14 protein-coding genes and 1 riboswitch are annotated in these 21,802 nt (G+C 39.5%); of the genes, 5 read left to right on the top strand and 9 right to left on the bottom strand.

Annotated features, from left to right (window positions below; genetic code table 11):
• Positions 1-136 precede the first annotated feature (136 nt).
• The 4 genes from ABEG20_RS09100 to ABEG20_RS09115 all read right to left on the bottom strand — a co-directional run bounded on the left by ABEG20_RS09100 (position 137) and on the right by ABEG20_RS09115 (position 6,210).
• A complete protein-coding gene (locus ABEG20_RS09100; protein WP_406827057.1) occupies positions 137-1,441 on the bottom strand; it encodes an ATP-binding protein in 1,305 nt (434 codons plus the stop codon).
• 120 nt (positions 1,442-1,561) lie between these two features.
• Positions 1,562-2,434, bottom strand: coding sequence for a cysteine synthase CysM (gene cysM, locus ABEG20_RS09105; protein ID WP_406827058.1), 873 nt, complete (start codon positions 2,432-2,434; stop codon positions 1,562-1,564).
• An 11-nt stretch (positions 2,435-2,445) separates the two neighbouring features.
• A complete protein-coding gene (gene epsC / locus ABEG20_RS09110) occupies positions 2,446-3,258 on the bottom strand; it encodes a serine O-acetyltransferase EpsC (RefSeq protein WP_406827059.1) in 813 nt (270 codons plus the stop codon).
• Between the two features lie 345 nt (positions 3,259-3,603).
• Entirely contained in the window at positions 3,604-6,210 is a 2,607-nt protein-coding gene (locus ABEG20_RS09115) for a hypothetical protein (protein ID WP_406827060.1), read from the bottom strand.
• 789 nt (positions 6,211-6,999) lie between these two features.
• Between ABEG20_RS09115 and ABEG20_RS09120 the strand changes: the two genes are divergently transcribed.
• The 4 genes from ABEG20_RS09120 to ABEG20_RS09135 all read left to right on the top strand — a co-directional run bounded on the left by ABEG20_RS09120 (position 7,000) and on the right by ABEG20_RS09135 (position 10,809).
• Positions 7,000-8,100 carry a fatty acid desaturase family protein gene (locus tag ABEG20_RS09120; protein ID WP_406827061.1) on the top strand — a complete coding sequence of 367 codons (1,101 nt, stop codon included), beginning with the start codon at positions 7,000-7,002 and terminating at the stop codon, positions 8,098-8,100.
• A gap of 243 nt (positions 8,101-8,343) precedes the next feature.
• The gene (locus tag ABEG20_RS09125; RefSeq protein WP_406827062.1) at positions 8,344-8,931 is read left to right on the top strand and encodes a GDSL-type esterase/lipase family protein; all 588 of its coding nucleotides are present in this window, start codon (positions 8,344-8,346) and stop codon (positions 8,929-8,931) included.
• A 66-nt stretch (positions 8,932-8,997) separates the two neighbouring features.
• The gene (locus tag ABEG20_RS09130; RefSeq protein ID WP_406827063.1) at positions 8,998-9,726 is read left to right on the top strand and encodes an esterase family protein; all 729 of its coding nucleotides are present in this window, start codon (positions 8,998-9,000) and stop codon (positions 9,724-9,726) included.
• Between the two features lie 300 nt (positions 9,727-10,026).
• A complete protein-coding gene (locus tag ABEG20_RS09135) occupies positions 10,027-10,809 on the top strand; it encodes an HAD-IIA family hydrolase (RefSeq protein ID WP_406827064.1) in 783 nt (260 codons plus the stop codon).
• An 86-nt stretch (positions 10,810-10,895) separates the two neighbouring features.
• Here the strand turns inward: ABEG20_RS09135 and ABEG20_RS09140 are convergent, their stop codons facing one another.
• The 3 genes from ABEG20_RS09140 to ABEG20_RS09150 all read right to left on the bottom strand — a co-directional run bounded on the left by ABEG20_RS09140 (position 10,896) and on the right by ABEG20_RS09150 (position 15,847).
• A complete protein-coding gene (locus ABEG20_RS09140; protein ID WP_406827065.1) occupies positions 10,896-11,165 on the bottom strand; it encodes a hypothetical protein in 270 nt (89 codons plus the stop codon).
• Between the two features lie 423 nt (positions 11,166-11,588).
• Positions 11,589-13,799, bottom strand: coding sequence for an alpha-galactosidase (locus ABEG20_RS09145; protein WP_406827066.1), 2,211 nt, complete (start codon positions 13,797-13,799; stop codon positions 11,589-11,591).
• A gap of 53 nt (positions 13,800-13,852) precedes the next feature.
• Positions 13,853-15,847, bottom strand: coding sequence for an alpha-galactosidase (locus tag ABEG20_RS09150; RefSeq protein WP_406827067.1), 1,995 nt, complete (start codon positions 15,845-15,847; stop codon positions 13,853-13,855).
• 548 nt (positions 15,848-16,395) lie between these two features.
• Between ABEG20_RS09150 and ABEG20_RS09155 the strand changes: the two genes are divergently transcribed.
• Entirely contained in the window at positions 16,396-16,596 is a 201-nt protein-coding gene (locus ABEG20_RS09155) for a YtxH domain-containing protein (RefSeq protein WP_134204881.1), read from the top strand.
• A gap of 148 nt (positions 16,597-16,744) precedes the next feature.
• Here ABEG20_RS09155 and ABEG20_RS09160 read toward each other — a convergent pair whose 3' ends face one another.
• Complete coding sequence (locus ABEG20_RS09160) at positions 16,745-18,175, bottom strand: SusD/RagB family nutrient-binding outer membrane lipoprotein (protein ID WP_406827068.1); 1,431 nt, start codon at positions 18,173-18,175, stop codon at positions 16,745-16,747.
• Positions 18,176-18,186: 11 nt separating this feature from the next.
• Positions 18,187-21,354 carry a SusC/RagA family TonB-linked outer membrane protein gene (locus ABEG20_RS09165; protein WP_406827069.1) on the bottom strand — a complete coding sequence of 1,056 codons (3,168 nt, stop codon included), beginning with the start codon at positions 21,352-21,354 and terminating at the stop codon, positions 18,187-18,189.
• A 319-nt stretch (positions 21,355-21,673) separates the two neighbouring features.
• A riboswitch (SAM riboswitch) is annotated at positions 21,674-21,780 on the bottom strand.
• Positions 21,781-21,802: the final 22 nt, after the last annotated feature.

Here is a 21,802-nt window from a genome sequence, read left to right on the forward strand (position 1 = left end):
CTTCATATACCGGCATCATAACTAAAGTGCCGCTATAAAAATGGCTATATATTATCAAAATCGCAAAGATTTTGGCGATGGGATACCCAAAACTGTTGTATTGGTAAAAAATTAACCACTAAAGCTTAATATACGATCATTTTTCAGTAGTCCGCAGGCCCATTATTAATTGCAACAGCTCATTTTGCTCTTCAGCCTCTAATTCGATAATACCATTAAATAATTCAAAAATTTCATCATGGAGGTTAGCGCGCATTAAAAGATCAAGCAGGCGTACAATGGTTTTCTTCTGATCAGTATTTAAGCCACCAAACAGTTTAGGTTCTATTTCATACACTGCTTTAATTAAATCAACCAATGCGGGTTTTCTTAATTCTTTTTCTCTTTCGCTGGCATAAACCGGAAATATCCCATCCTGCCCGTAACTTTGAATTAAGTTACTGGCATATTCTTTTAAAAATGGTTTACGTTTACTTTTAAGATATGCTGTTAATTCCTTAATCAAAAACCTATATTCGGCCGAAGACTTAGCAGCACCAAATATGGCCACCTGTCCCTCATTTTCAAAACTTTTAAAATCAAAATCACGGAAAAAATCACTGTCGATATAAATACTGTGAAAATAATCGTCGCTCTTTTTATTGAGGGTGGTATAATCTTTATAAATTTCTTCGCCACCGGCCAAAAAGTAATATTTTGACAATTCTTTGTGCAGGTTTTCTTTCCAGTGAACATATTTGATCTTAAAAGTAACCGCCGCATCAGGATAAAAAAGTTTAAATTCTTCTACGCTTTTAATATTGCTGCTAAAATCCAATGCTTCACCATTTACCATAATCGAGTAATTCTTATGTTTATTCAATTCTATAAACCAACAAAATTCATTGATTAAAAACGGAAGCACCATTGTTTCTATATCTTGCTGACTGATCTTCAAATTGGTAAAAGAAACCGTTGTACCTGTTTTACCTGTGTGGCTCGGAGTGGTCGAAAAATCAGCGCTATAATTATTTAAACCGCCCGTATTAATCTGGATTTCTCCATTACGAAAGCCCTGTTCTGATTGATAAGTGGTACGCCAGACAGCGTTGTGCGCAAAGGTAAAAAAGGTAAGCCTACCTACCCCATTACGCCCATGCATTTTAGAAGTATGTTTTGGTGCTACAATCTGAATGGCTTTTTCAGATTCGAAAAATGGTTCAAATTTTTGTTGTAAGCGGTCGAAATTGATTCCATAACCGTTATCAGCAATTGTTAACCGGGTTAAAAGCCCCAATGGATTGGCTACATAATCTACATGAATGGTATTTGCATTGGCATCAAAACCGTTCCAAATATATTCGGCAATTGCCTGCCTCTCGTTATAGTTCTTAAGTACTTTTTGTATTCCTTTTGAAGTGATATTAACCTTTACCGACATGTTTACTAATATAATTAGCAAATATATACATTTTGATCATTTAAACCTGATGATTTTAGAATGCCCTTTGGAGATGGCTACATTACTCAACATAACATCATAATTTGATCATAAACGCACGGCAAGATCAATGATCTATATTCAACCAAAAAGATCGCTGCTCAGGTAGCGGTCTCCCCGATCGCAGGCGATAAAAACAATAGTGCCTGTATCTAATTCACCGGCAAGCTTCAACGCTGCTGCACAGGCACCTCCAGAGCTCATACCTGCAAACAAACCTTCTTCCTTTGCCATTCTCCTCGCCATTAAGGTTGCTTCGTCCTGTGCAATATCCATCACGCGATCTACCCTTTTGGGATCAAAAATTTTGGGCAGATATTCTTCAGGCCAACGCCTGATTCCCGGAATAGATGAACCTTCTGTAGGTTGACAGCCTACAATCTGAATATTGGCGTTCTTTTCCTTAAAAAATCTCGAACAGCCCATAATGGTTCCGGTTGTTCCCATAGAACTCACAAAATGTGTAATCTGCCCTTCGGTATCGCTCCATATTTCTGGTCCGGTTGTTTTATAATGGGCCAGATAATTATCCTGATTGGCAAATTGATTTAACAGGTAATATCCTTTTGAAATACCTTTTTCTTCAGCATAATCCCTGCACGCTTCAATACTGTCCAACAATGTTACTTTTGCACCAAAGGCTTCCATGGTTACCTTCCGTTCGCGTGTAGAATTGGCCGGCATTACCAATTCAATATCTAAATGATATAAACTTGCAATCATGGCCAGGGCAATTCCGGTATTGCCACTTGTGGCTTCCACCAGCTTGGTTTCAGGCGTTACTTCTCCACGTTCAATTGCACTTCTGATCATATTGAGCGATGCCCGGTCTTTAACACTACCGCCCGGATTGTTTCCTTCCAACTTAGCAAATACGCGCACACCAGGGTTAACATTCAGCTTTTGAAGTTGGGCCATTGGCGTATTTCCGATCAGATCGATTATTCCTGCCATATTTTAATGTATTAATGGGTTTCTTTATGATTTCTAATGGTAATAATTGGCGAATGATAAGCGGTAGAAAATGCCGGAATACTCTCGGTAAGCCATACATTCCCTCCGATGATACTATCGTGTCCGATGATGGTTTCGCCGCCCAGTATGGTTGCTCCTGAATAGATTACTACCCTATCTTCTACTGTAGGATGCCGCTTACTGCCCGCCAATGTTTTTTTTACACTCAATGCACCAAGTGTAACCCCTTGATATAGTTTAACATATCGGCCAATCGTACTGGTTTCTCCAATTACAATTCCCGTTCCATGGTCAATATAGAAATGTTCTCCAATACTGGCTGCCGGATGGATATCAATACCCGTTTTAGAATGTGCATATTCGGTCAGTATTCTCGGTACAAGCGGGATGCCGAAATTATAAAGCATGTGGGCAATTCTGTAAAAACAAATGGCATAGAAACCCGGATAAGTACGAATGACCTCAAACCTGCTCTGTGCCGCCGGATCGCCCTCGTAAATCGCTACAATATCGGTATTTAAAATCCGATAGAGTTCAGGTAAACGTTCAAAAAACTGACCGGCTGCATTTTTGCATGCACTATTTTTAAGCTTACAACTCGCCGATATAATATCATAAAGTTCAAACTCCAAAAGGCCGACATATTCCTTTATTTCTGTAACGGCCGAAAATACCCTGGCAGAGTTTTCTGGAAAAAGTACCTGAATAAGCTTTTCTGCCCAAAGGGATATTACTTTGTTGGGTGGAATATTTTGTTGTTCAAGAGGATTCCTGAGAATTTGTTCAAAAAAATGGTCTTCCATAACTGCTGGCCGATCTGCTCATCGACTAAATATATAGATTTAATCGCTAAATGTAAGTTTTGTTTTTTTAAACCAAAACTATTGTCCGAATTTTTTGAATAAAAATGGCGTGGAAATAACAGATTAGTCTTGAGTCCGAAGTCCCGAGTCTTAAATCGAAAGATTGAAGTTTGGCTGATCAGTCTTTTGGTTGGATAGAAAGATATTACCGGAGAAATTTAATAAAAGACCCTGAAACAAGTTCAGGGTGACGACCCCTTTAAATACATGTTATTTTAAAGAAAAATAGCGGAGATTTCTATTATTTAGAAAACTCCGCTATAGCTAAATGGTAATTTGAGATAGTTATTGCTTCTGTTGAGACAAGAAAGAAACTAAAGAAGCCAATTCTTCATATGACAATGAGTTAGCCAAACCTTCCGGCATCATTGAAGTTTCCATTTCTTTCCTTGACAGGATATCACCTGTTTTAATAGTGAAAACTTCACCTGCGATGTTACGAATGACCACTTTAGCTGCAGTTTCTTCTGTAATAAAGCCCATATACGTACGGTCGCCTTTAGCTGTAATCATTACGGAAGCAAATCCCTGAGAGATTGAAGCGTTGGGTTTTAATATCGATTCTGCAATCTGCTCACGGTTCATGATAGAACCGATCTGCCCCATGAATGGACCTTTCATTTTTTCGCTTTTGCTTAAGCTATGGCAGGCTATACAACCCTGGCTATTGAAAATATTTTTTCCCTTTAGCGGATCGCCCTGTAATTTATTGATCGCCAACAATACATCTTCAATAGATGATTTACCCACCTGACCTTTTTTGTTTTTGATTTTATCCAGATCAATTTTTGGTTCTTCAACTGTTGCAACTTTTTCTTCTACGGTAAATTCAGGGATATCCATCCTTTGGCGTTCATTTAAATCAACATAAAACTGCCTGCCCTTTGCCCCTGCTTTTGCAGCCTCCTCTTTTAAAAAATTTTCAATAATCGGGGAGCCTTCCCATGAAACGGCTTTAAAATATGGACCGTGTGAATCGGGACGTGTACCCCACCACCAGGTAGCATCATAGACAATTTCTTTTTTATACAAACGCCCTAAAGTAACCAGTATCTGCTGTTTTAACTTTTCATCTGTGGCTTGTTTATAGTTGTCGATTAATCCGTTAACCGCTTTTTCTGTATGTATATAACGTAAAGCCCAAAGCGCAAGGGTAGCATTTTCAGTTTTAACTGCATCAAGTAAGGCATCTACCGCCTGAAGATCAACCAAGGCCCTAACAGCCAGATGAGGTAAAATAATGGCTGAGTTTGGTGTTGCGTGAGGTCCTTCGGTACCTTTTGCAGGCGCTGTAAACGAAGCAGGTAATTTGGTTTGCAAAAGCACATTGGCCACTTCGGCCCTGCCCAAACGGTTTAAGCCAATAATTGAAGCAGCCTGAACACGAAGATCAGTGTCTTTTAAACCTTCTAAAAATGGCTCAACGGGTACTTTATCTATATAAGTTTTACGATCAGCAAGTGCTTTCAGGGCAAATTCCTTCATCGCTTTATCTTTCGTAAATTCAATTAAAGCCGGAATACCGTTTTCCTTGGTCAGCTGTGCATAGGTATACAAACCGGCTAAACGAACATCAAGCGCTAAAGCCTGATCGGAGGCAACTTTTAAAGCTGCTGACATAGCTTGTTTATGGTTACGTGAAATCAATTCTTGCGAAGCTGCTAACCGGCCTACTGCACTGTTTGATTTCAGTAGCTCCGTTAATTTTTTAACAGAAGCTTTTTTAACATCCGGAAAAGCTTTGTAGGTCCAGTTGTTAGGTACTGCCCGAACAACGTAGCCTTTATTCGGACTGCCGGAATATCCTGCGCCATCCCAAGCTGAAAGGTATAACCTTCCAGATCCGTCTACATCAAGATCTGTAATCTGTGGTAGTTTAATAAATTCTTCATCTTTCTGCGTAAAGGTTGGTCCGTCAGCAGTAACCCTGTGGATATAAAGCATACTTCGGCCCCAATCAGCCATCATGGGTACGTGGTTATATTGTTCAGGCCAGTTGGGTTCATCCATAAATAATGCTCCTGTACCGGATCCACCACCCAAATCGGCAAGTGCCGGAATAATTTCATCAGTAAAATGCTGAAACAAAACCGGGTAACCATATTCGCCAGATTGTATGTGGTGCGAGAAACGTACATTCCAGCCTCCGCCATCATTGGTATTTTCTCTGGTAAAAACATTCATATAAGGATCAATAGCTACATCGTAAACATTACGTGTGCCGTGTGTATATATTTCCATTTCAGTTCCATCCGGACGAACGCGCATAATGCCCCCACCTAACATGGTCAGCTTTTTACCTGAACGGTCTACGGCATCATGGAATCCAAAGTCTCCGACAGAGATGTAAATCCATCCATCAATGCCCATCCTGATACCATTGGTGGCGTGATCGGTACCGCGTTCGCGAATATATTTTGCGTTACTGATATGTTCGATAAGGGGTTTTTCAGGTCCATCAGCCTTCCCATCGCCATCTTTATCTTCAAAAACAACCAAATTCATGCCTGTAGCCTGTTTTGTTTCTTTTGAGAAAGTAGTGTGCAATACATATACCTGGCTACCTTGTACAATAATTCCGCGGGGATTATCTACTTCAGCAAAATCTATATGTTCATCCATTTTACCATCATTATCCTTATCTATCAACTTAAGGATATGGCCTTTACCAGGATCTTTACCTAAAGATCCGATCATATCTACCCCCACATATACTTCTCCTGTTGGTGCTACAGCTAAACAGGCCGGACTTGGTGTAACGTCGGGTCCGGCGAAATTTGTAATGGTTAATCCGGGTGGCGATACCTGCCGGATCTGTGGTTCGCTAAAAAAGTTTCTTAATCCAAAAAAAACTAGTGTAAAAGAAATTAAGCTTAAAGAAAATTTAATCATTTGTGTGTTATTAATCCTGGTTAGTTTGTGTGGGGTAAACTTACATAAAATATAAATGCCTTATTGCCACAATTTTGTGCTGTTTTATCCGCTTTATTTACCAATCTGGTTAAAATCCACGTATTTTATTATGGTGAAAATTAGATTAATTGTTTTATACAAGAATTTTTTACAAAAGAGTTTAAATTGTATCAGAAAACCAGCAAAAAGCCCTTAATCTGATCTGTAAAGAGTCATTTTAAACACAATAGGTGCGCCTTCATCACAATCAGGTAAATTATTTCGGAAAAAACTTTAATTACTATATAAATTTTATTATATTGTACTCAATACAACAATCATAAAATCAGTACGTTATGAAAAATATTCTTTATTTCTTCCTGACTGCCCTGATCTCCTCCGTTGCGTTGTTAATAACAAAGGATTCATTTGAACCCGAATTGGTTTATAGCACAGTGGTGTTAATATGGATTCTGTACATCTGGTACCATATTTATGCAGCTAATAAGAGGAATTACAGTGAGTAGCCTGTATCTGGATGGAGTGGAATTTTCCGGTTAGTTATAATCAGGAACTAAAATATTATTGCCTGATCTTTTTTTATTAATACAATCGCACTTATTTAACGTGATTGCTGATGCATCAACGTTAATTTACTATCTTCGTGAAAAACTAAAACACAATAGTTTACGTTTATAACAAAACCTGGCCAATTAGCCCGGTTATACATTAAGCTTAATGAACTTGGAGCATCGACCTCGTACATGGGGTAGATTAGCGCATAAGATCATGAAATTAAAAGCAAAATTTCCTTGTTTAGCAGGGAATACATTCTACTCGGAAGTTCGCCGCAGAGTAAACAACGACTTTAAAGAAAACAACAGGAGTATCAACGCCAATGTGTTGATGTGGTTTAAAGCCTTTCTTTTCCTGACCATTTTTCTGGCACTCTACTTTTCTATACTCCTTTTGAACCTGAACGGTTTTACACTTCTGATCATGACCACTTTACTTGGCATAACCTGTGCATTTATTGGTTTTAACATCTGCCACGATGCTATTCATGGTTCGTTTTCGAGTTCTAAACGGACCAATTCATTTTTTAGTTTTATTTTTAATATGGTTGGGGCGAGTCCATATGTATGGAACATTACGCATAATGTGGTGCACCATACGTATACCAATATTCCCGGTCATGATGAAGATATTGAAGTAGCACCGGGTTTAATACGCATCTGTATGGAGGATGAGTTAAAACCCCATCAACGTTTTCAGCAATGGTATGCTTTTCCGCTCTATAGCCTGGCTTCGTTATCCTGGGTGTTTCGTAAAGATTATAAAAAGTTTTTTCAAAAGAGTGTAGGTGCCTGCAAGAACAAGCATCCCAGGATCGAATACTTTAACCTGTTTTTCTATAAATTTATTTATTATTTAATTTTTATTGGTTTACCGATCATGATTATGCCGTTTTCGTGGTGGCAAATTGCAATCGGCTTTGTCGTTTTACACATGGCCCAAGGCTTAACCATGGGGCTTGTTTTTCAATTGGCGCATGTAGTAGAAGGAACAACTTTTCCCAAAACCAATGCAGCAGGCAATATGGAAGAAGCCTGGGCCGAACATCAAATGCGTACTACAGCCAATTTCGCAACCCAATCGCCTATCCCGGCATTTTTTCTAGGCGGCTTAAACCGACAAATAGAACACCACCTTTTCCCTAAAATATGCCACGTCCACTATGGCAGAATCTCCATAATTGTAAAACAAACAGCATTAGAATTTGGATTGCCTTATCACGAAAACACCACTTTTCTTTCGGCACTCCGCTCCCATTACCGCATTTTAAAAAAAATGGGACGACCTGAAACTAATTTAACTGATCATCTTTAATTGCTTAAATCAGTTAAGATCGATGATTGAGACTTAATTCTTAAATTTAATTAAATGGTAAAAATCTTTAAAAGCTATTTATTTGATCATTAAGAAATTTAGGCAGTAAGTTTTCTGCTCTCATTAAAAACCGGGCAATATGCACAACCAAAGAACTAATGAACCAATAAACCAGCAGCTCATAACATAAACTTAACATACAATACATCACTTCAAGAAGCAGATCTTTATATCTTTAACGATATGTACTGGTACGAAGAAGAAGTTAAACAGTTGGAAAGGGCGCATCGCTTAGACCGGGAGCACCCAGGGGTTATTTTTTATGGCAGCTCATCTATCCGGTTATGGAATAGTCTCGATGATGATTTTGATTACATGAAAGTAACCAATTTAGGTTTCGGTGGTTCTACATTAGCGGCATGCGTATGGTTTTTTGAAAGGATTATGACTGACTACAGGCCAAAGGCGCTTGTGATATATGCAGGTGATAACGACCTTGGCGATGGCAGAAATCCGGAGGAAATATTTATTTTTTTTCAACAGCTGATGGTTAAAGTTAACCAACGGTTTGGCCTATTACCCTGTTATTTTATTTCTTTAAAACCCAGTATTACCCGCTGGCAAATGGCTGATCAGTTCAGATACACCAATAACCTGATTGAAAGTGAAATTATTAAACTCAACAGCCATTGGAAATTTATTGATGTTTTTAAGAAAATGCTTAATAAAGATGGCCAGCCAAACCCTGCACTTTACGATCAAGACGGTCTTCACCTGAGTGAAGAAGGCTATCGGTTATGGGCCAGTGCAGTTAAAGAGAAATTAGGTTAATTATTACGCTTAATTAATACTCTGATAACATTGATGCCTTAATTTTCCCAAAAAAGAATTAACGCGATGAACAGGGAATATCACAAATGGTTCAGCCAGCATCTTCAGCGAGACATGGAGCTTCTTGTTTTCGGCCATGCAGGCAGAGCAGTTATCTTCTTCCCCACCCGGATGGCCAGATTTTACGATTACGAAAACTGGGGTATTATCGCTTCATTAAGTGCGCAGATTGAAAACGGTGAACTTCAAATTTTCTGTGTAGACAGTATAGATGGAGAGAGTTTTTATAATGATGAGGTATTTCCATCGGTAAGGATAGACAGGCATTTACAATATGAAAAATACCTCCTTGAAGAAGTATTACCGCTTATTGATCAGAAAAACAATGGTGATTATATTGAAACTGCCGGCTGCAGCATGGGCGCCTATCATGCCATAAACCTGGCCCTGAAATATCCCTGGTTATTTAAAAAAGCTGTTGGCATTAGCGGCCGATATGACCTTACCAATAACATTGGCGATTTTAGAGACTTAATGGATGGATTTCATAACGACGGCGTTTATTTTAACATGCCCGCTCAATACATGGCGAACTTAAACGATGATCGATTTTTACAGGCAGTTAGAAATATGGAAATTATCCTTGCAGTAGGCGAAACTGATCCTTTTTTAAGCGAGAACCAACACCTGAGCAGTTTGCTATGGGACAAAGGTATCCCCAACCAGTTTCATACCTGGGAAAGTAATGCACACAGACCCCATTACTGGCGAAAAATGGTGCCCATTTACATTTAATTTTTCACTAAGTACCTTGTCTTACTTAACTGTTAGGCTAACATACTGATAAACAAATATCTACAACGTTTCCATTATCAAAATCCATTGGTACGATCTTCGTTAACGCACATGCCGGAACTACAAAGTGCCCAGCGAAGCTAATCTTAAAGGGCCCGCATTACGATATGCTCAATCTAATCGTTAACATTGCACAGCAGGGTCAATCGGGCTAAAACTGACTGTACAAAAACTTTACCTTGACATTGATTGAACAAGAAAATATTAAGTTTGCAAATAAACAGACTAAACTTTAAAAACATGAAACAAGGATTATTAATTGATATGGATGGGGTGATTTATAGTGGAGAGGCACTCATCACCGGAGCAGACAAATTCATTAAAAACCTGATAGATGAAGACATCCCTTTCGCGTTTATGACGAACAACAGCCAAAGAACGCCATTGGAAGTGGTACGTAAATTAAAAGGACTGGGCATAAAGGTTGAAGAAAGCCATGTATATACCAGCGCAATGGCTACCGGAAAATTCCTTTCAGACCAAAGTCCCAACGGTACTGCTTATGTATTGGGAGAAGGTGGCTTATTAAGCAGTTTACACGATCATGGCATTACGCTGGTAAATACCGATCCAGAATTTGTAGTATTGGGAGAAGGCAGAAACTTTACACTGGAAATGGTTCAGCGGGCGGTTGATATGATTCTGGCAGGCGCTAAATTTATCACCACCAACAGAGACCCATCGCCAAAGAAACCTGGATGGAATAACCTGGGAATTGCGGCCACTACAGCCATGATTGAAGAAGCAACCGGCAGAAAAGCCTTTGTTACAGGTAAACCAAGTCCGGTAATGATGCGCTCGGCACGTAAATTTTTAGGATTGGAAACCAGTGAAACCACCGTGATAGGCGACACGATGGAAACTGACATTCAGGGCGGCGTACAGATGGGTTATAAAACCATTTTAGTGCTTTCGGGTATATCAAGCAAGGATACTTTAGGACATTATGCCTTTAAACCTGATATGATTGCAAGCTCTGTTGATGAAATAAAATTTCCGCTAACCTGGTGGGAGAATAAATAGTCTGGAGTTTTGAGTCCTGAATCCTCAGTCCAAAGTCTTTAGTCCGGAGAAATTAGTCTAGTGTCTTAAACTTGATTGGCTATTGGTTAATGGTAATAGGTGAAAAATGGACTGGAATGAGGATGTACAGACTTAAAATAACTTAAACGATAATCAGTTGTAGATATATTAGGTGTATACCAGAAATTAGCAATCACACCGGTCCGATTAAACCAATTTAATGTAGCTGAATCACCTGCAATCTGCTCATGCACTGGCCTGTCAGGCGTTTTTTTGTCAGTAAATTTATTCGCTTTGGTTAAAAGGCCAATTGCTGGTATAACCATCAATAGCGCCACGCAAGAAATCAGTCTCATATTATTGTGCTTAAATCGTATTATGATTTGGTTCGCCTTTCTAAACAAATATGAACAGATGGTATTAGCAAGATGATTAGCCAGCATTATGAAATTGTTAAAATTACGGCGCAGTTTTAATTCATTATTAAGCGTACCGAATTGAAGATCAACCCATTCAGGTAGATTTCTTCTCTATACTGCACCACTTTGGTTGAGATGACGCCATTGTGTGGAGGCAAAAACCAAACGAATGTATGAGAGCAAGAATGGCATATCAGATAATCATCAACTCAATGCACACTGAGCGCTTTCCTCAGTGATTTCTGTGGTTTAATGGTATTCCGATCCGCAATGATCGGGTTAAGAAAAAATTGTTTGAATATTGCAAGTGGTTCGTGTCACCACGAACCACGGAAACAGGAACCACGGAAATATATTTTATTATTTTACTTCCTCAAACTTCAGTACCACACTTGTTCTATCTGTAGTTAAAACCGGGTTAAACCCGATATTCATCAGGAAATCTCCTGTATAGGTTTTGCTGGCATCAATTGGTGATTTGGTATCAGGAAACAGATTAATTTCCCGGATCTGGTACTTTTTTTCGGCATCTAATCCATTTAATTTAACCGGATATTTGCTGCCTGCACCATAACGGTAATTGACCAGGTAATTAAAAATTACACCTTCCGTTTTCTGTTTGTTTACGTACAACATCGAAGCTACACTACCGTTTCGCGGATCGGCCAACCGGTATTGTTCGCCTTGCCAGATAATCCCTTTTACCTCATTATAGTTTTTAATAGCGCTCTGGCAGAACTGAAGTTCTTTTTCAGGCAGCTTACTCACTACAATATCAAAACCCAGTTTACCCATCATGGCTACATCAGTACGGAATTTTATCGGTTGTTTGCCCCAGTCAGTTACATGATTGGACGTGCTGATGGCCGGATAAAAATACGAATATTCCCATTGCATAAATATCCTTTCCAGTGGGTCGGTATCGTCGCTGGGCCAAAACTCTGTAAAATACTGAAGTGCAGCATAATCTACCCTTCCGCCACCTCCGGAACATAACATCATGGGTACGGTTGGATATTTGGCACGGATACGCTGCAAAACATTATACAAACCCTTAACATAATCGATATAAAAATGCGATTGATTTTTCTGGTGTGCGGAGTAAGCATTATAAATTACCGCATTGCAATCCCATTTAATATAAGCCAGTTTTGGGTTTTTGGTAAACAACCCGTCAACTATCCCGAAAACAAAATCCTGCACCTTTGGATTCGACAGATCAAGTTCCAATTGGTTCCGGAAATAATATTCTGGACGGTTTGGCTGTTTCACCACCCAATCGGGATGTTTTTCATACAGTTCACTTTTGGGGCTCACCATCTCGGGTTCGATCCAGATCCCAAACCGGGTACCTACATCATCAGCCTCTTTTACCAGAGAGGCAATGCCATTTGGCAGCTTCCTTTTGTTTTCCTGCCAGTCGCCAAGTGCTGCATTGTCGCTGTTACGGGGATATTTATTGCCAAACCAACCGTCATCCAGTAAAAATAAGTCGACACCCAGTTTTTTGGTATCTTTCAACAATTCAGCAAGCCTCTGTTCGTTAAAATCAAAATAAGTAGCTTCCCAATTATTTAAAAGTGTTAGGCGGTTACCTTTACCATCCAATATTTTATAGTTGCGTGCCCAGCTCTGCAATTTTCTACTTGCTTCGCCTTTCCCCTGGTCAGAAAAAGTATATAAAAAAGCAGGAGTGGCAAAAACTTCGCCTGATTTTAAGCTGTAAGGTGAAGCATAATTATTCATCCCGGCAATGATACGCAGGTTATCCTGATAATCGAGTTCCAGATCAACCTTGAAATTACCGCTCCACTCCAAAGCACCATATAAAACATTTCCCGTGTTCTCTTCGGCGGGTTTATCCATCGAGATCATAAAAACAGATGGCTGAAAAAGGTTGGCCCTGGTACCTAATTTGCTATCCAAAGTTTTAATGCCATGGGTAATTTCACTTTGCTCGGGCTGCATTTCCTTTGCCCAATCGCCATGGTACTGGTTAAGCCAGAAATGTGGCGATTTTAAATGCAGGTTTGCAGAAGCATATTTATTTAATACAACCGTTCCTTTTTCATTATGCTTAATTTCGGTCCACTGCTCTATTACATCCTGTTTATAAAATGATTTATAAAACAGGGTCACTTCAAAATTGTAAACCGGATCTTTTAGCCTGATTTTTAACAGGTTTACATTATCATCTATTTTGATAACGGTATGATCAACATATTTCAGATCCAGTGAATTATTGCCATCGGCATGGGTAACGCTAATGGCCGGTTCAACCAGGTTCCGCGATCCCGATGGTGTATAAACCGAATTTAACTGTCCGGTATAATCTTCTGTTTGCTTGTACTGGCTGCCGATATGAGCATATTCTTGTTTATCAACCAGTTTTTTTCCAAAAAATATAGTATTTACATCTTTTTTAGCATCAGCTTGCAAAACCAGCGCATTTTGGGCGGTTTCGATGGGTATAATGGTTTGTGCATTAAGCTTGGTAAGGGCAAAAGTGGAAAAGGCAATAGCCAACGCGCCATGCCTAATGCAACCTGTAAATTGATTTGGTTTGTTCATTTGTGTCTTCAATAGTAATTGCTAATTTTTATAGATAAAGGGTTGATTATTAGTCATGGTTTGAGCGTAATTTTAAAGATCGCAGCATCCTTACCTGCTAAACTGAGCATTTGGTTATTTTTAAGATCTGCTGCTTTTTGGTTAATCAGGTTTTCGGCTTTATAAATATCGTTTGTTTTCAAACCCATTCTTGAAAAGTCGATATTAAAAGCTTTTATCTGATCGCTATAATTAAAAATAGCCAGGTATTTTATGTTGCCAGTTTGTTTTATGAATAATGGTGATGCCGATTTGCCCCTGTTGCCTTCAACCGGAACAAATGCTTTTCCATCTTCCAAAACCTTTAGCACTCCGGTATTGTTCAATAACCGTTTTGCGGTACCTGTCCATTTGCCCTGAAGAGAAAAATCATCGCCAATGATGCAGGTTCCCGTAACGATGGCAGATAAAAACCTTGCGGTATTTTCACCGTCTGACTGATCAGAAAAAACCACATGATCTGCATCGATATAATCATATAGGTAAGTTTGCCACCAGCCATTACTTACACTATTTAAAGTATACTCGGTATCTTTTATGGATTTAAAAGCATCGCATGCGATGCGGCGCACATGTACATACCGACCTGAAGCCAGATTCGGAGAGATGGCCGCATAAACCATCATTTTATCATCAAGCTGCTTTAATAAAAATTCCATTCCGGCTTTATAGGCCTGCATCCCAGTGGTGATTTTGGGATCGTAAAAGTGATCAGACTCGATGGCCGCATGACCTAAAAAATCGATCTTAATCATTTCGAAACCACATTCTTTAAATCTCTTAATCACGGCTGCAATACGCTGCCGCGTACCCGGATGTGTTGGATCTAACGCTCTTGCGCCATCTATATCATGGTAACCATTACCAACTTTTGTCCACATTTCGCCAAAGCTGTAGCCGGTTCCTTCGGCTTTGCGGTTGCCGCCGCCTGCAAAACCCCAATCAACAAAAGGTGCCCAGTAGATGCCCGGTTTTAAGCCTTTAGATTTGACGTAATCGGCAAAGGCTTTCAATTTGGAGTAATCGCCCATTAAACCACCTTTTAACAGTTTATCCCAATACGAATCGAGGTCAATGTAAGCTGTGCCACCACTCCTGAAACTTTTTAAACTATCTGCAAAAAAACCGACTACCTGATTGGCTTTTTCGGGTGTAATTTTCTCCTGCATTGCCCCCCAGCTATTCCAGCCTACCGGTGTAGCGTTCTTCCACTTCAAAACAATGGGAGGTTCCGAAATCCTGTTTAATTTGGCATAAGTTTCCATGCCCAAACGCCAATCATCAAAAGCACCAAAAAATACTTTTGCCGAACCCACCGAATTACCCTTTAAATAACCATGTGGAATTTTATCGCGGGTAATACTTTCTTCGGTAAAACCGCAGATGGCCTGTACGCTGATTTTGTTAGTATTGTCCATTGCGGTAATAACACCTGTTTTCCAGTTGCCATGCTCAATAGAACCGATTACAAAACCTTTCCGCGACTGAGTATGATATAATGATGTAACCTCAGCACTAGAATTGGCGATATTAGCGGTTAAGGGGATAGTATTGTAAGAAATGAAAGTATCATTATCAAAAGGTACAAATAGACTGGTAGGCACGTCGGCGTATTCCTGATCGATCAGGTTGCCGTTTAAAGGAATAATTCGGTTAATAGATAAATCAGCGCCAATTAATACCAAGCTGATCATGAAATAATTTTTACCATTATAAGTATAAAACACTTGTTGCATAGTTGGTAAACCAGCCTGTTTTAGCAGAAAGACGTGTTTAAGGCCCCTGCCAAATCCGTCATGAATAGTTTTTTTACTGTAGGTAATTACTTTATAATCCTTTGAGCTGAACAGCTTTTTCTGGTATTCGGCTTGTGAAAAACCTTTTAACAATAGCTGTTTCGCACTTTCTGACACATTGAAGGTGCCAGTTTTAAGATTATAATCAATTTTACCACTTTTACCATAAGGTATAATAATTGTTGAAGCCCGTGTGGTAAAAAGGAATAACATACTGAAAATTAGGAGCACCAGATACCTGAATAAAAATCTACAAATCATGTCTTTCTAAAGTTTAACCGAAGTGATGGTGCTCAATTTTCCATTTATTTTAACTTTTACCTTTTGTGGCATTGTTGAAGCTATTTTGTAAGGAGTGATTTTAATTTAGGATGCTCAATTCTTTAATTTCATTGAATAGCTTTTTCTTATTCATGCAGGATATCTGGTTAATCGATTTATTCGCAGTTAATTCTCCGAAATATATAAATTTAATAGGGATAATTGGCAAAAAATTAAGCATGATGGCAATTATACAAACACATAATTTGCCACATAAACACGGATTAGCACGGAAAATCCTTGGAGTGATTTTTTACTCGTTTTGTCATCCTCAGCGGAGTCGACGAATCTCCCCAACTAAAATTATTAATCCAACAGTAGAATCACCGATCTGCCAGATGGTAACATCCGGCAGCACATCATTTGTAACAAAGGTTATTTAGCATTGTCTAAAACTTTTAACGACCTCAAAATGTTAATTTTAAAAAACAGAAAAGAACATGGGAATTTTAAGAACAGCCATTATTGGCGCAGCAGTATATGCAGGCGTAAAATATATCACGAAGAAAGATCCAATTACAGGACAATCTATCGTTGATGAATTATTAGATCGTGCACCACAATGGGCCGATAAAGCAAAAGGTTATACAGAAGACCTGAAAAGCAGGGTGAGCAATGCCGCTGAAGATTTGGCGAGATGAATACCCGGAGATCATAAAGAGCCTGAAGAGGCTAAATATCTCTTTCTCTGATCAACAAAAAAGTCCCGGTTTAAAACCGGGACTTTTTTGTTTTAGTGTCAGACGGTAACATCCGGCACCACAGATCAATCAGAGAGACGGTTCGCCATTAAAAAGCATCGAACCAAAGTTTGGTGGTTAACAAATCTGCTCCCTGACTGCTTACTGCGTTTTTATAATTCTGCCCGTTTAACGATTGTTCAGTTCCGGGATAAATAAAACGTACCGGAATTTTTCCGTTCAACACTGTATTTACCGAAGCCGTTAACTGTGGATAATCTAACCTTCTCTGTTCTGCCCAGGCTTCTAAGCCCTGACCGAATAAGGCTATCCATTTTTGCTCGCCAATTGATTTTTTATAATTGGCCGTACTATAAACTACTCCGGATTGCTTAATGTAATCTTCAACTACAGTTCCACCAATATTATACTGTAAAAAAGATGCCCTGATGGCCTGCTTATATAAATCTTCAGCATCTTCGGCAATAAAACCTCTCGCGGCCGCCTCTGCCCTGTCGAAAAGTAATTCGGCATAGCTAAAAATTACAGCCGGTGCCTTGGCATCTAAAAAGTAAACACCAGGTTTAGAAGAATTTGCCAAACCTATCGCACTGGCCTCAGAGTTAGTTGAACCATTGGGTATACCTACATAACCTTGTGGCTGATTTTCGGTTCTACTGGCATAAACAGGCAACCGTGGATCATTTAAAGAATTAAGTTTATCCACAATGGTTTTACTGATCCGGTAATCGTTTCTGGTTTCGAATGAAGCTGCTACCGGGTTTTGCTGTGGTGATACATCATATTTTAGAACAGCACTTTCTGAATTACTGCTGAGAAAAGCACCACCTTCCGCCTTTATTTCATCAATTACCTGTTTGGCTTTAGCCAGATCTTTATCTGCAATACGCAAGGCGATGCGAAGCCTCAACGAATTGGCAAACTTTTTCCACGAGGCAATATTGTTACTATAAATCACATCACCGGCTATAGCCTTTCCTGCAGGATCTAAAGTGGCCTGTGCTGACTTCAAATCGTTTAAAATACCATAATAAACATCCTTCTGTTTATCGTAAACGGGGGTAACAAATTGTTTTATTTTTCCTGCCTGCGAGTATGGGATATCGCCATAAGCATCGGTAAGCAGTAAAAATGTCCATGATCTTAGTACAAGCGCAACACCTTTATAGTTCGCATTGCCTTGTGCATCGCCCAGTTCGATAATTTTATTAAAACCGGCAATACTCTGGGCATAACCAGTTGACCATAATGCCGTGAAACTGCTGTTCGAATAAATAAAACGGTCTTCTTCTGTGTATTGCACTTTAGCCCATTGCTGCGCGAACAGTAAACTGGAGTTCATGTTATTGGTTACGCCCCAGTAGGTATCTACTGTAGCTTTGGTTGTTCCGGTAAGCAAATAATCGGGTTGTGCAACTTCAGGTGCGTTGGGATTGATATTTACCTCATCCAATTCTTTTTTGCATGATGAAAATGCAATTGCCAAAATAGCCAGTATATATAGTTTCTTATTTTTCATGATGGAAATATTTAAAATTTAACGTTCAGGTTGATACCATAACTGCGGGTACTTGGATTAGATAAACTTTCCAAACCTTGACCATTACCTGTATTAAAAGCCACTTCCGGATCAATGTCAACCGTGTTGCGGTGAATAATCCACAGGTTACGGCCAACAAGTGATACCGAAACCCCTTGTAAACTTAACGGACGCAGCCATTTTGCAGGTAAATTATAGCTTAATTTTACCTCACGCAGTTTTACATAGGAAGCATCGAAAATATTTGCTTCGTCTATATTTCTAAAGGTTTTGTAATACTGCTGAGCAGGCAATATCTTCTCGTTCCGTTTGCCATCAGCCGTTACACCATCAAAAATAATCCCGTCGTCATATACGGTAACACCTGCCGGTGCAGTTCCATTTACCCGAATGGTTCCATTGGCTTTATCATTACCCGGATAATAATAAGAAATACCGCCATATTCAGCTGCCCTTCCCGGAAGTGTGGAAGCTAAAACGCCCGTATAAGTTCCTGTAGCGTAAGTTCCATTATAAATAGAGCCGCCAAAACTGGCATCAACCAATACACCTAAACTGATGCCTTTATAGCTAAAGGTATTGTAAACGCCGCCAATCCAATCTGGTGTATATTTTCCCAATACCTGTTTGGTTGGATTTGTGGCCGGTGCACCAGTAGCGTTAACAATGATGTTGCCGTTACCATCCCTTAAAAATGCTGTTCCGAACAATGAGCCATATGGCTGACCAACTGTTGCAATCACCTGGGCCGAATTTGTGGCCACCACATAATTAGTCAGCAGTTTTTCAGCATCCAGCTCAATTACCCTGCTCCTGTTTGCGGCAAAATTGAAATCTACATCCCAGTTAAAGGCTTTTTTGATTGGGGTGATACCTAATTGTGCTTCAATTCCTTTATTATTGATTTTTCCGGCATTAAGCAATTTTGAGCTAAAACCTGTACTCTGGCTTACATCGGCGGCTAAAATCTGGTTGTAACTATTGGTGTTATATGCACTTAAATCAAACCGCAGTCTTTTATTAAAGAATACCGCTTCGAGCCCAAGTTCTGTAGAAGTAGTCGTTTCTGGCTTTAAGTTAGGATTCAGGTCGATAGCACCCGTGGTAAGCTGAGGATTACCATAAAATGGCGCACTGAATACATAGGTATTGATTAAACGGTAAGGATCTGCATCTTTACCTACTTTAGACCAACCTGCACGTATTTTTAAATAGTTAAGGGCTTCGCTTTTAATATCAAAAGCTTCTGTGGCCACAAAACTCCCGTTAAATGACGGGTAAAAATAAGATCTGTTCTGCGCCGGCAAAGTAGACGACCAATCGTTACGTGCCGTAATGTTGGCAAAAAGGTAATTTCTGAAACCGATCTGTCCGGATGCATAAACACTATACGATTTTAAACGAGATAAATTATTGGACGAAACCAGGGGATCGCGGGAATTTTTAAGGTTGTAAAGCCCTGCAATGGCCAGCTTAGGTGCGCTCTGGTCATTTTGCTCGATATATTGTCTGCGGATATTACCACCACCCAACAATTCTAAGCTAAAATCATCGCTTATCTGTTTGTTAAAGTTTAAAGTTGCATCGGTATTATTTTCGCTCACGGTAAAGGCACTTTCGGTGTAAGAACCAAAAGGTGTTCCATTGGTACCATAAGCGATTCTAACCTTACGCCTGTCGTTGTAATAATCTGTTCCTGATCTGAAATTGAAATCAAGCCCCTCAATAATTTTATAATTAAGCGCTAAACTTCCAATTATCCGGCTGCGGTTTTGCGATACAGTATTTTCGTAAGCTACCCAATATGGATTGCTGTAATAGCTATTGTTCCAGTTAAACGTTTTTCCATTTTCATCCAGATAATTTTTCAGCTGGTTGATATCCACCTGACGGCCAAACCAGGTAAATTGTAACATCGTACTGGTTGATCTTGAACCACCTGTACCAGGTAAATTATCAGTACTCAGCTTGCTGTAGTTTGCATTGGCCGTTAAAGTCAGTTTTGGCGTTATCTTTAGTGAAGTATTTAATACAAATGAGTTTTTACCCTGACCGGAGTTAGGCACAATACCTACCTGTTTCAGGTTATTATAAGATATCCGGTAATCATATTTTTCGCCTGCATCTGCCACAGCAATACCATTATTTAATGAATATCCTGTCTGAAAGAAATCGCGGACATTATCAGGATGAGCTACAAATGGAACCGCCACTCCTTTCGAAAAAAACTGCGGAATTAGTCTACCATCCATTTTTGGTCCCCAACTCTCATCTACCCCATCATTAAGGCCCTTACCAGCCCCATCTACATAACTGAACTTACCTTCCGACCCCTGTCCAAATGCATTTTGGTAAACCGGCAGGGTAAGCAAAGTTTCCAGCACGGCATTAGAGTTAACCTCAATGCCCAATCCTTTTTTTGATTTACCGGTTTTCGTCTTAATTAAGATTACGCCTGCGGCAGCCCTTGAGCCGTATAGTGCCGCTGCGTTTGGTCCTTTTAATACACTGATTGATTCAATATCCTCTGGATTGATATCTGAAATGGCATTCGCATAATCTCTTGCGCCCGCAGAATTTAACTGCGAATTATCTACCGGAATCCCATCAACCACAAATAGTGGCTGGTTATTTCCGGCTATAGACGTTTCCCCTCTGATGACTACACGGGATGATCCCATGCTTCCCTGACTATTGGTTACCCTTACTCCGGCTATTTTCCCGGCCAGTGCATTAACCAGGTTAGATTCTTTTGCTTCAGACAAATCCTGCCCCTTTAATTCCTGAACAGCATAACCAAGCGATTTTTTCTGTCTCGAAATTCCCAATGCGGTAACGACTACTTCATCCAGTGCATTATCACTCGATTGAAGGATGACCGAAATCGGGCCAGCATTTTTATTGATCTGTATTTCCTGCGTTCTGAAGCCAATATATGAAAACACTAATGTGCCCTTTTCGGGTGCATTTATCGAGAAAGTACCCTTAGCATCAGAAATGGTGGTTTGTTTGGTTTCTTTTATAAATATAGAAACACCCGGTAGTGTCTCACCATCTGCCGATTTCACCGTTCCGGTAATGGTGGCATTTTGAGCGAATAATTGCTGCGTGATAAAAAGCAGCAAAACAAACGCTATTAATTTAAAATTTGTGAACATGTGTGTGTAATTAATGATTAGATTAAGGATAAAAATTTGGCAATAACAATTTCTGCACGGCCAAAACCGTGTTTTATTAAAGAATAAGAAGGAATGGTCAGATCAAAAAAGCCTGTTAAAAGAATGCTATTTTAACAGGGCATACGCATTCGGAAATAGGCATTAGGCTTTGCATCAATGGATTTTAGCTCGTCTGTTTTTTTCATTTCAATGATTTTCTATAATACATATTTACTTATCAAGAGCAGCTTCCGGGCAAAAAAAGAAGCACCCCTTAAATCAGAAGTGCTCCATATATTAATAAGATAGGCAAACAACTGACTTAACTACCCCGGATTCATCCGGGATGGAATTAGCACCATTTCTAAAAATTAGATGGTTGCTAAGGCTTCACCGGGCCATTCCCTCCGCCTTTCTTGATAAGTATTTTAAAATAACTGGGGCAAAG

Source organism: Pedobacter sp. KACC 23697, assembly GCF_045348445.1.
GTDB lineage: Bacteria > Bacteroidota > Bacteroidia > Sphingobacteriales > Sphingobacteriaceae > Pedobacter.

Bases quoted from the DNA above. Each gene is read 5' to 3' on its own strand.
- cysM (WP_406827058.1), bottom strand. From the start codon at position 2,434: ATGGCAGGAATAATCGATCTGATCGGAAATACGCCAATGGCCCAACTT.
- epsC (WP_406827059.1), bottom strand. From the start codon at position 3,258: ATGGAAGACCATTTTTTTGAACAAATTCTCAGGAATCCTCTTGAACAA.
- ABEG20_RS09115 (WP_406827060.1), bottom strand. From the start codon at position 6,210: ATGATTAAATTTTCTTTAAGCTTAATTTCTTTTACACTAGTTTTTTTT.
- ABEG20_RS09120 (WP_406827061.1), top strand. From the start codon at position 7,000: ATGAAATTAAAAGCAAAATTTCCTTGTTTAGCAGGGAATACATTCTAC.
- ABEG20_RS09125 (WP_406827062.1), top strand. From the start codon at position 8,344: ATGTACTGGTACGAAGAAGAAGTTAAACAGTTGGAAAGGGCGCATCGC.
- ABEG20_RS09130 (WP_406827063.1), top strand. From the start codon at position 8,998: ATGAACAGGGAATATCACAAATGGTTCAGCCAGCATCTTCAGCGAGAC.
- ABEG20_RS09135 (WP_406827064.1), top strand. From the start codon at position 10,027: ATGAAACAAGGATTATTAATTGATATGGATGGGGTGATTTATAGTGGA.
- ABEG20_RS09140 (WP_406827065.1), bottom strand. From the start codon at position 11,165: ATGAGACTGATTTCTTGCGTGGCGCTATTGATGGTTATACCAGCAATT.
- ABEG20_RS09145 (WP_406827066.1), bottom strand. From the start codon at position 13,799: ATGAACAAACCAAATCAATTTACAGGTTGCATTAGGCATGGCGCGTTG.
- ABEG20_RS09150 (WP_406827067.1), bottom strand. From the start codon at position 15,847: ATGTTATTCCTTTTTACCACACGGGCTTCAACAATTATTATACCTTAT.
- ABEG20_RS09155 (WP_134204881.1), top strand. From the start codon at position 16,396: ATGGGAATTTTAAGAACAGCCATTATTGGCGCAGCAGTATATGCAGGC.
- ABEG20_RS09160 (WP_406827068.1), bottom strand. From the start codon at position 18,175: ATGAAAAATAAGAAACTATATATACTGGCTATTTTGGCAATTGCATTT.
- ABEG20_RS09165 (WP_406827069.1), bottom strand. From the start codon at position 21,354: ATGTTCACAAATTTTAAATTAATAGCGTTTGTTTTGCTGCTTTTTATC.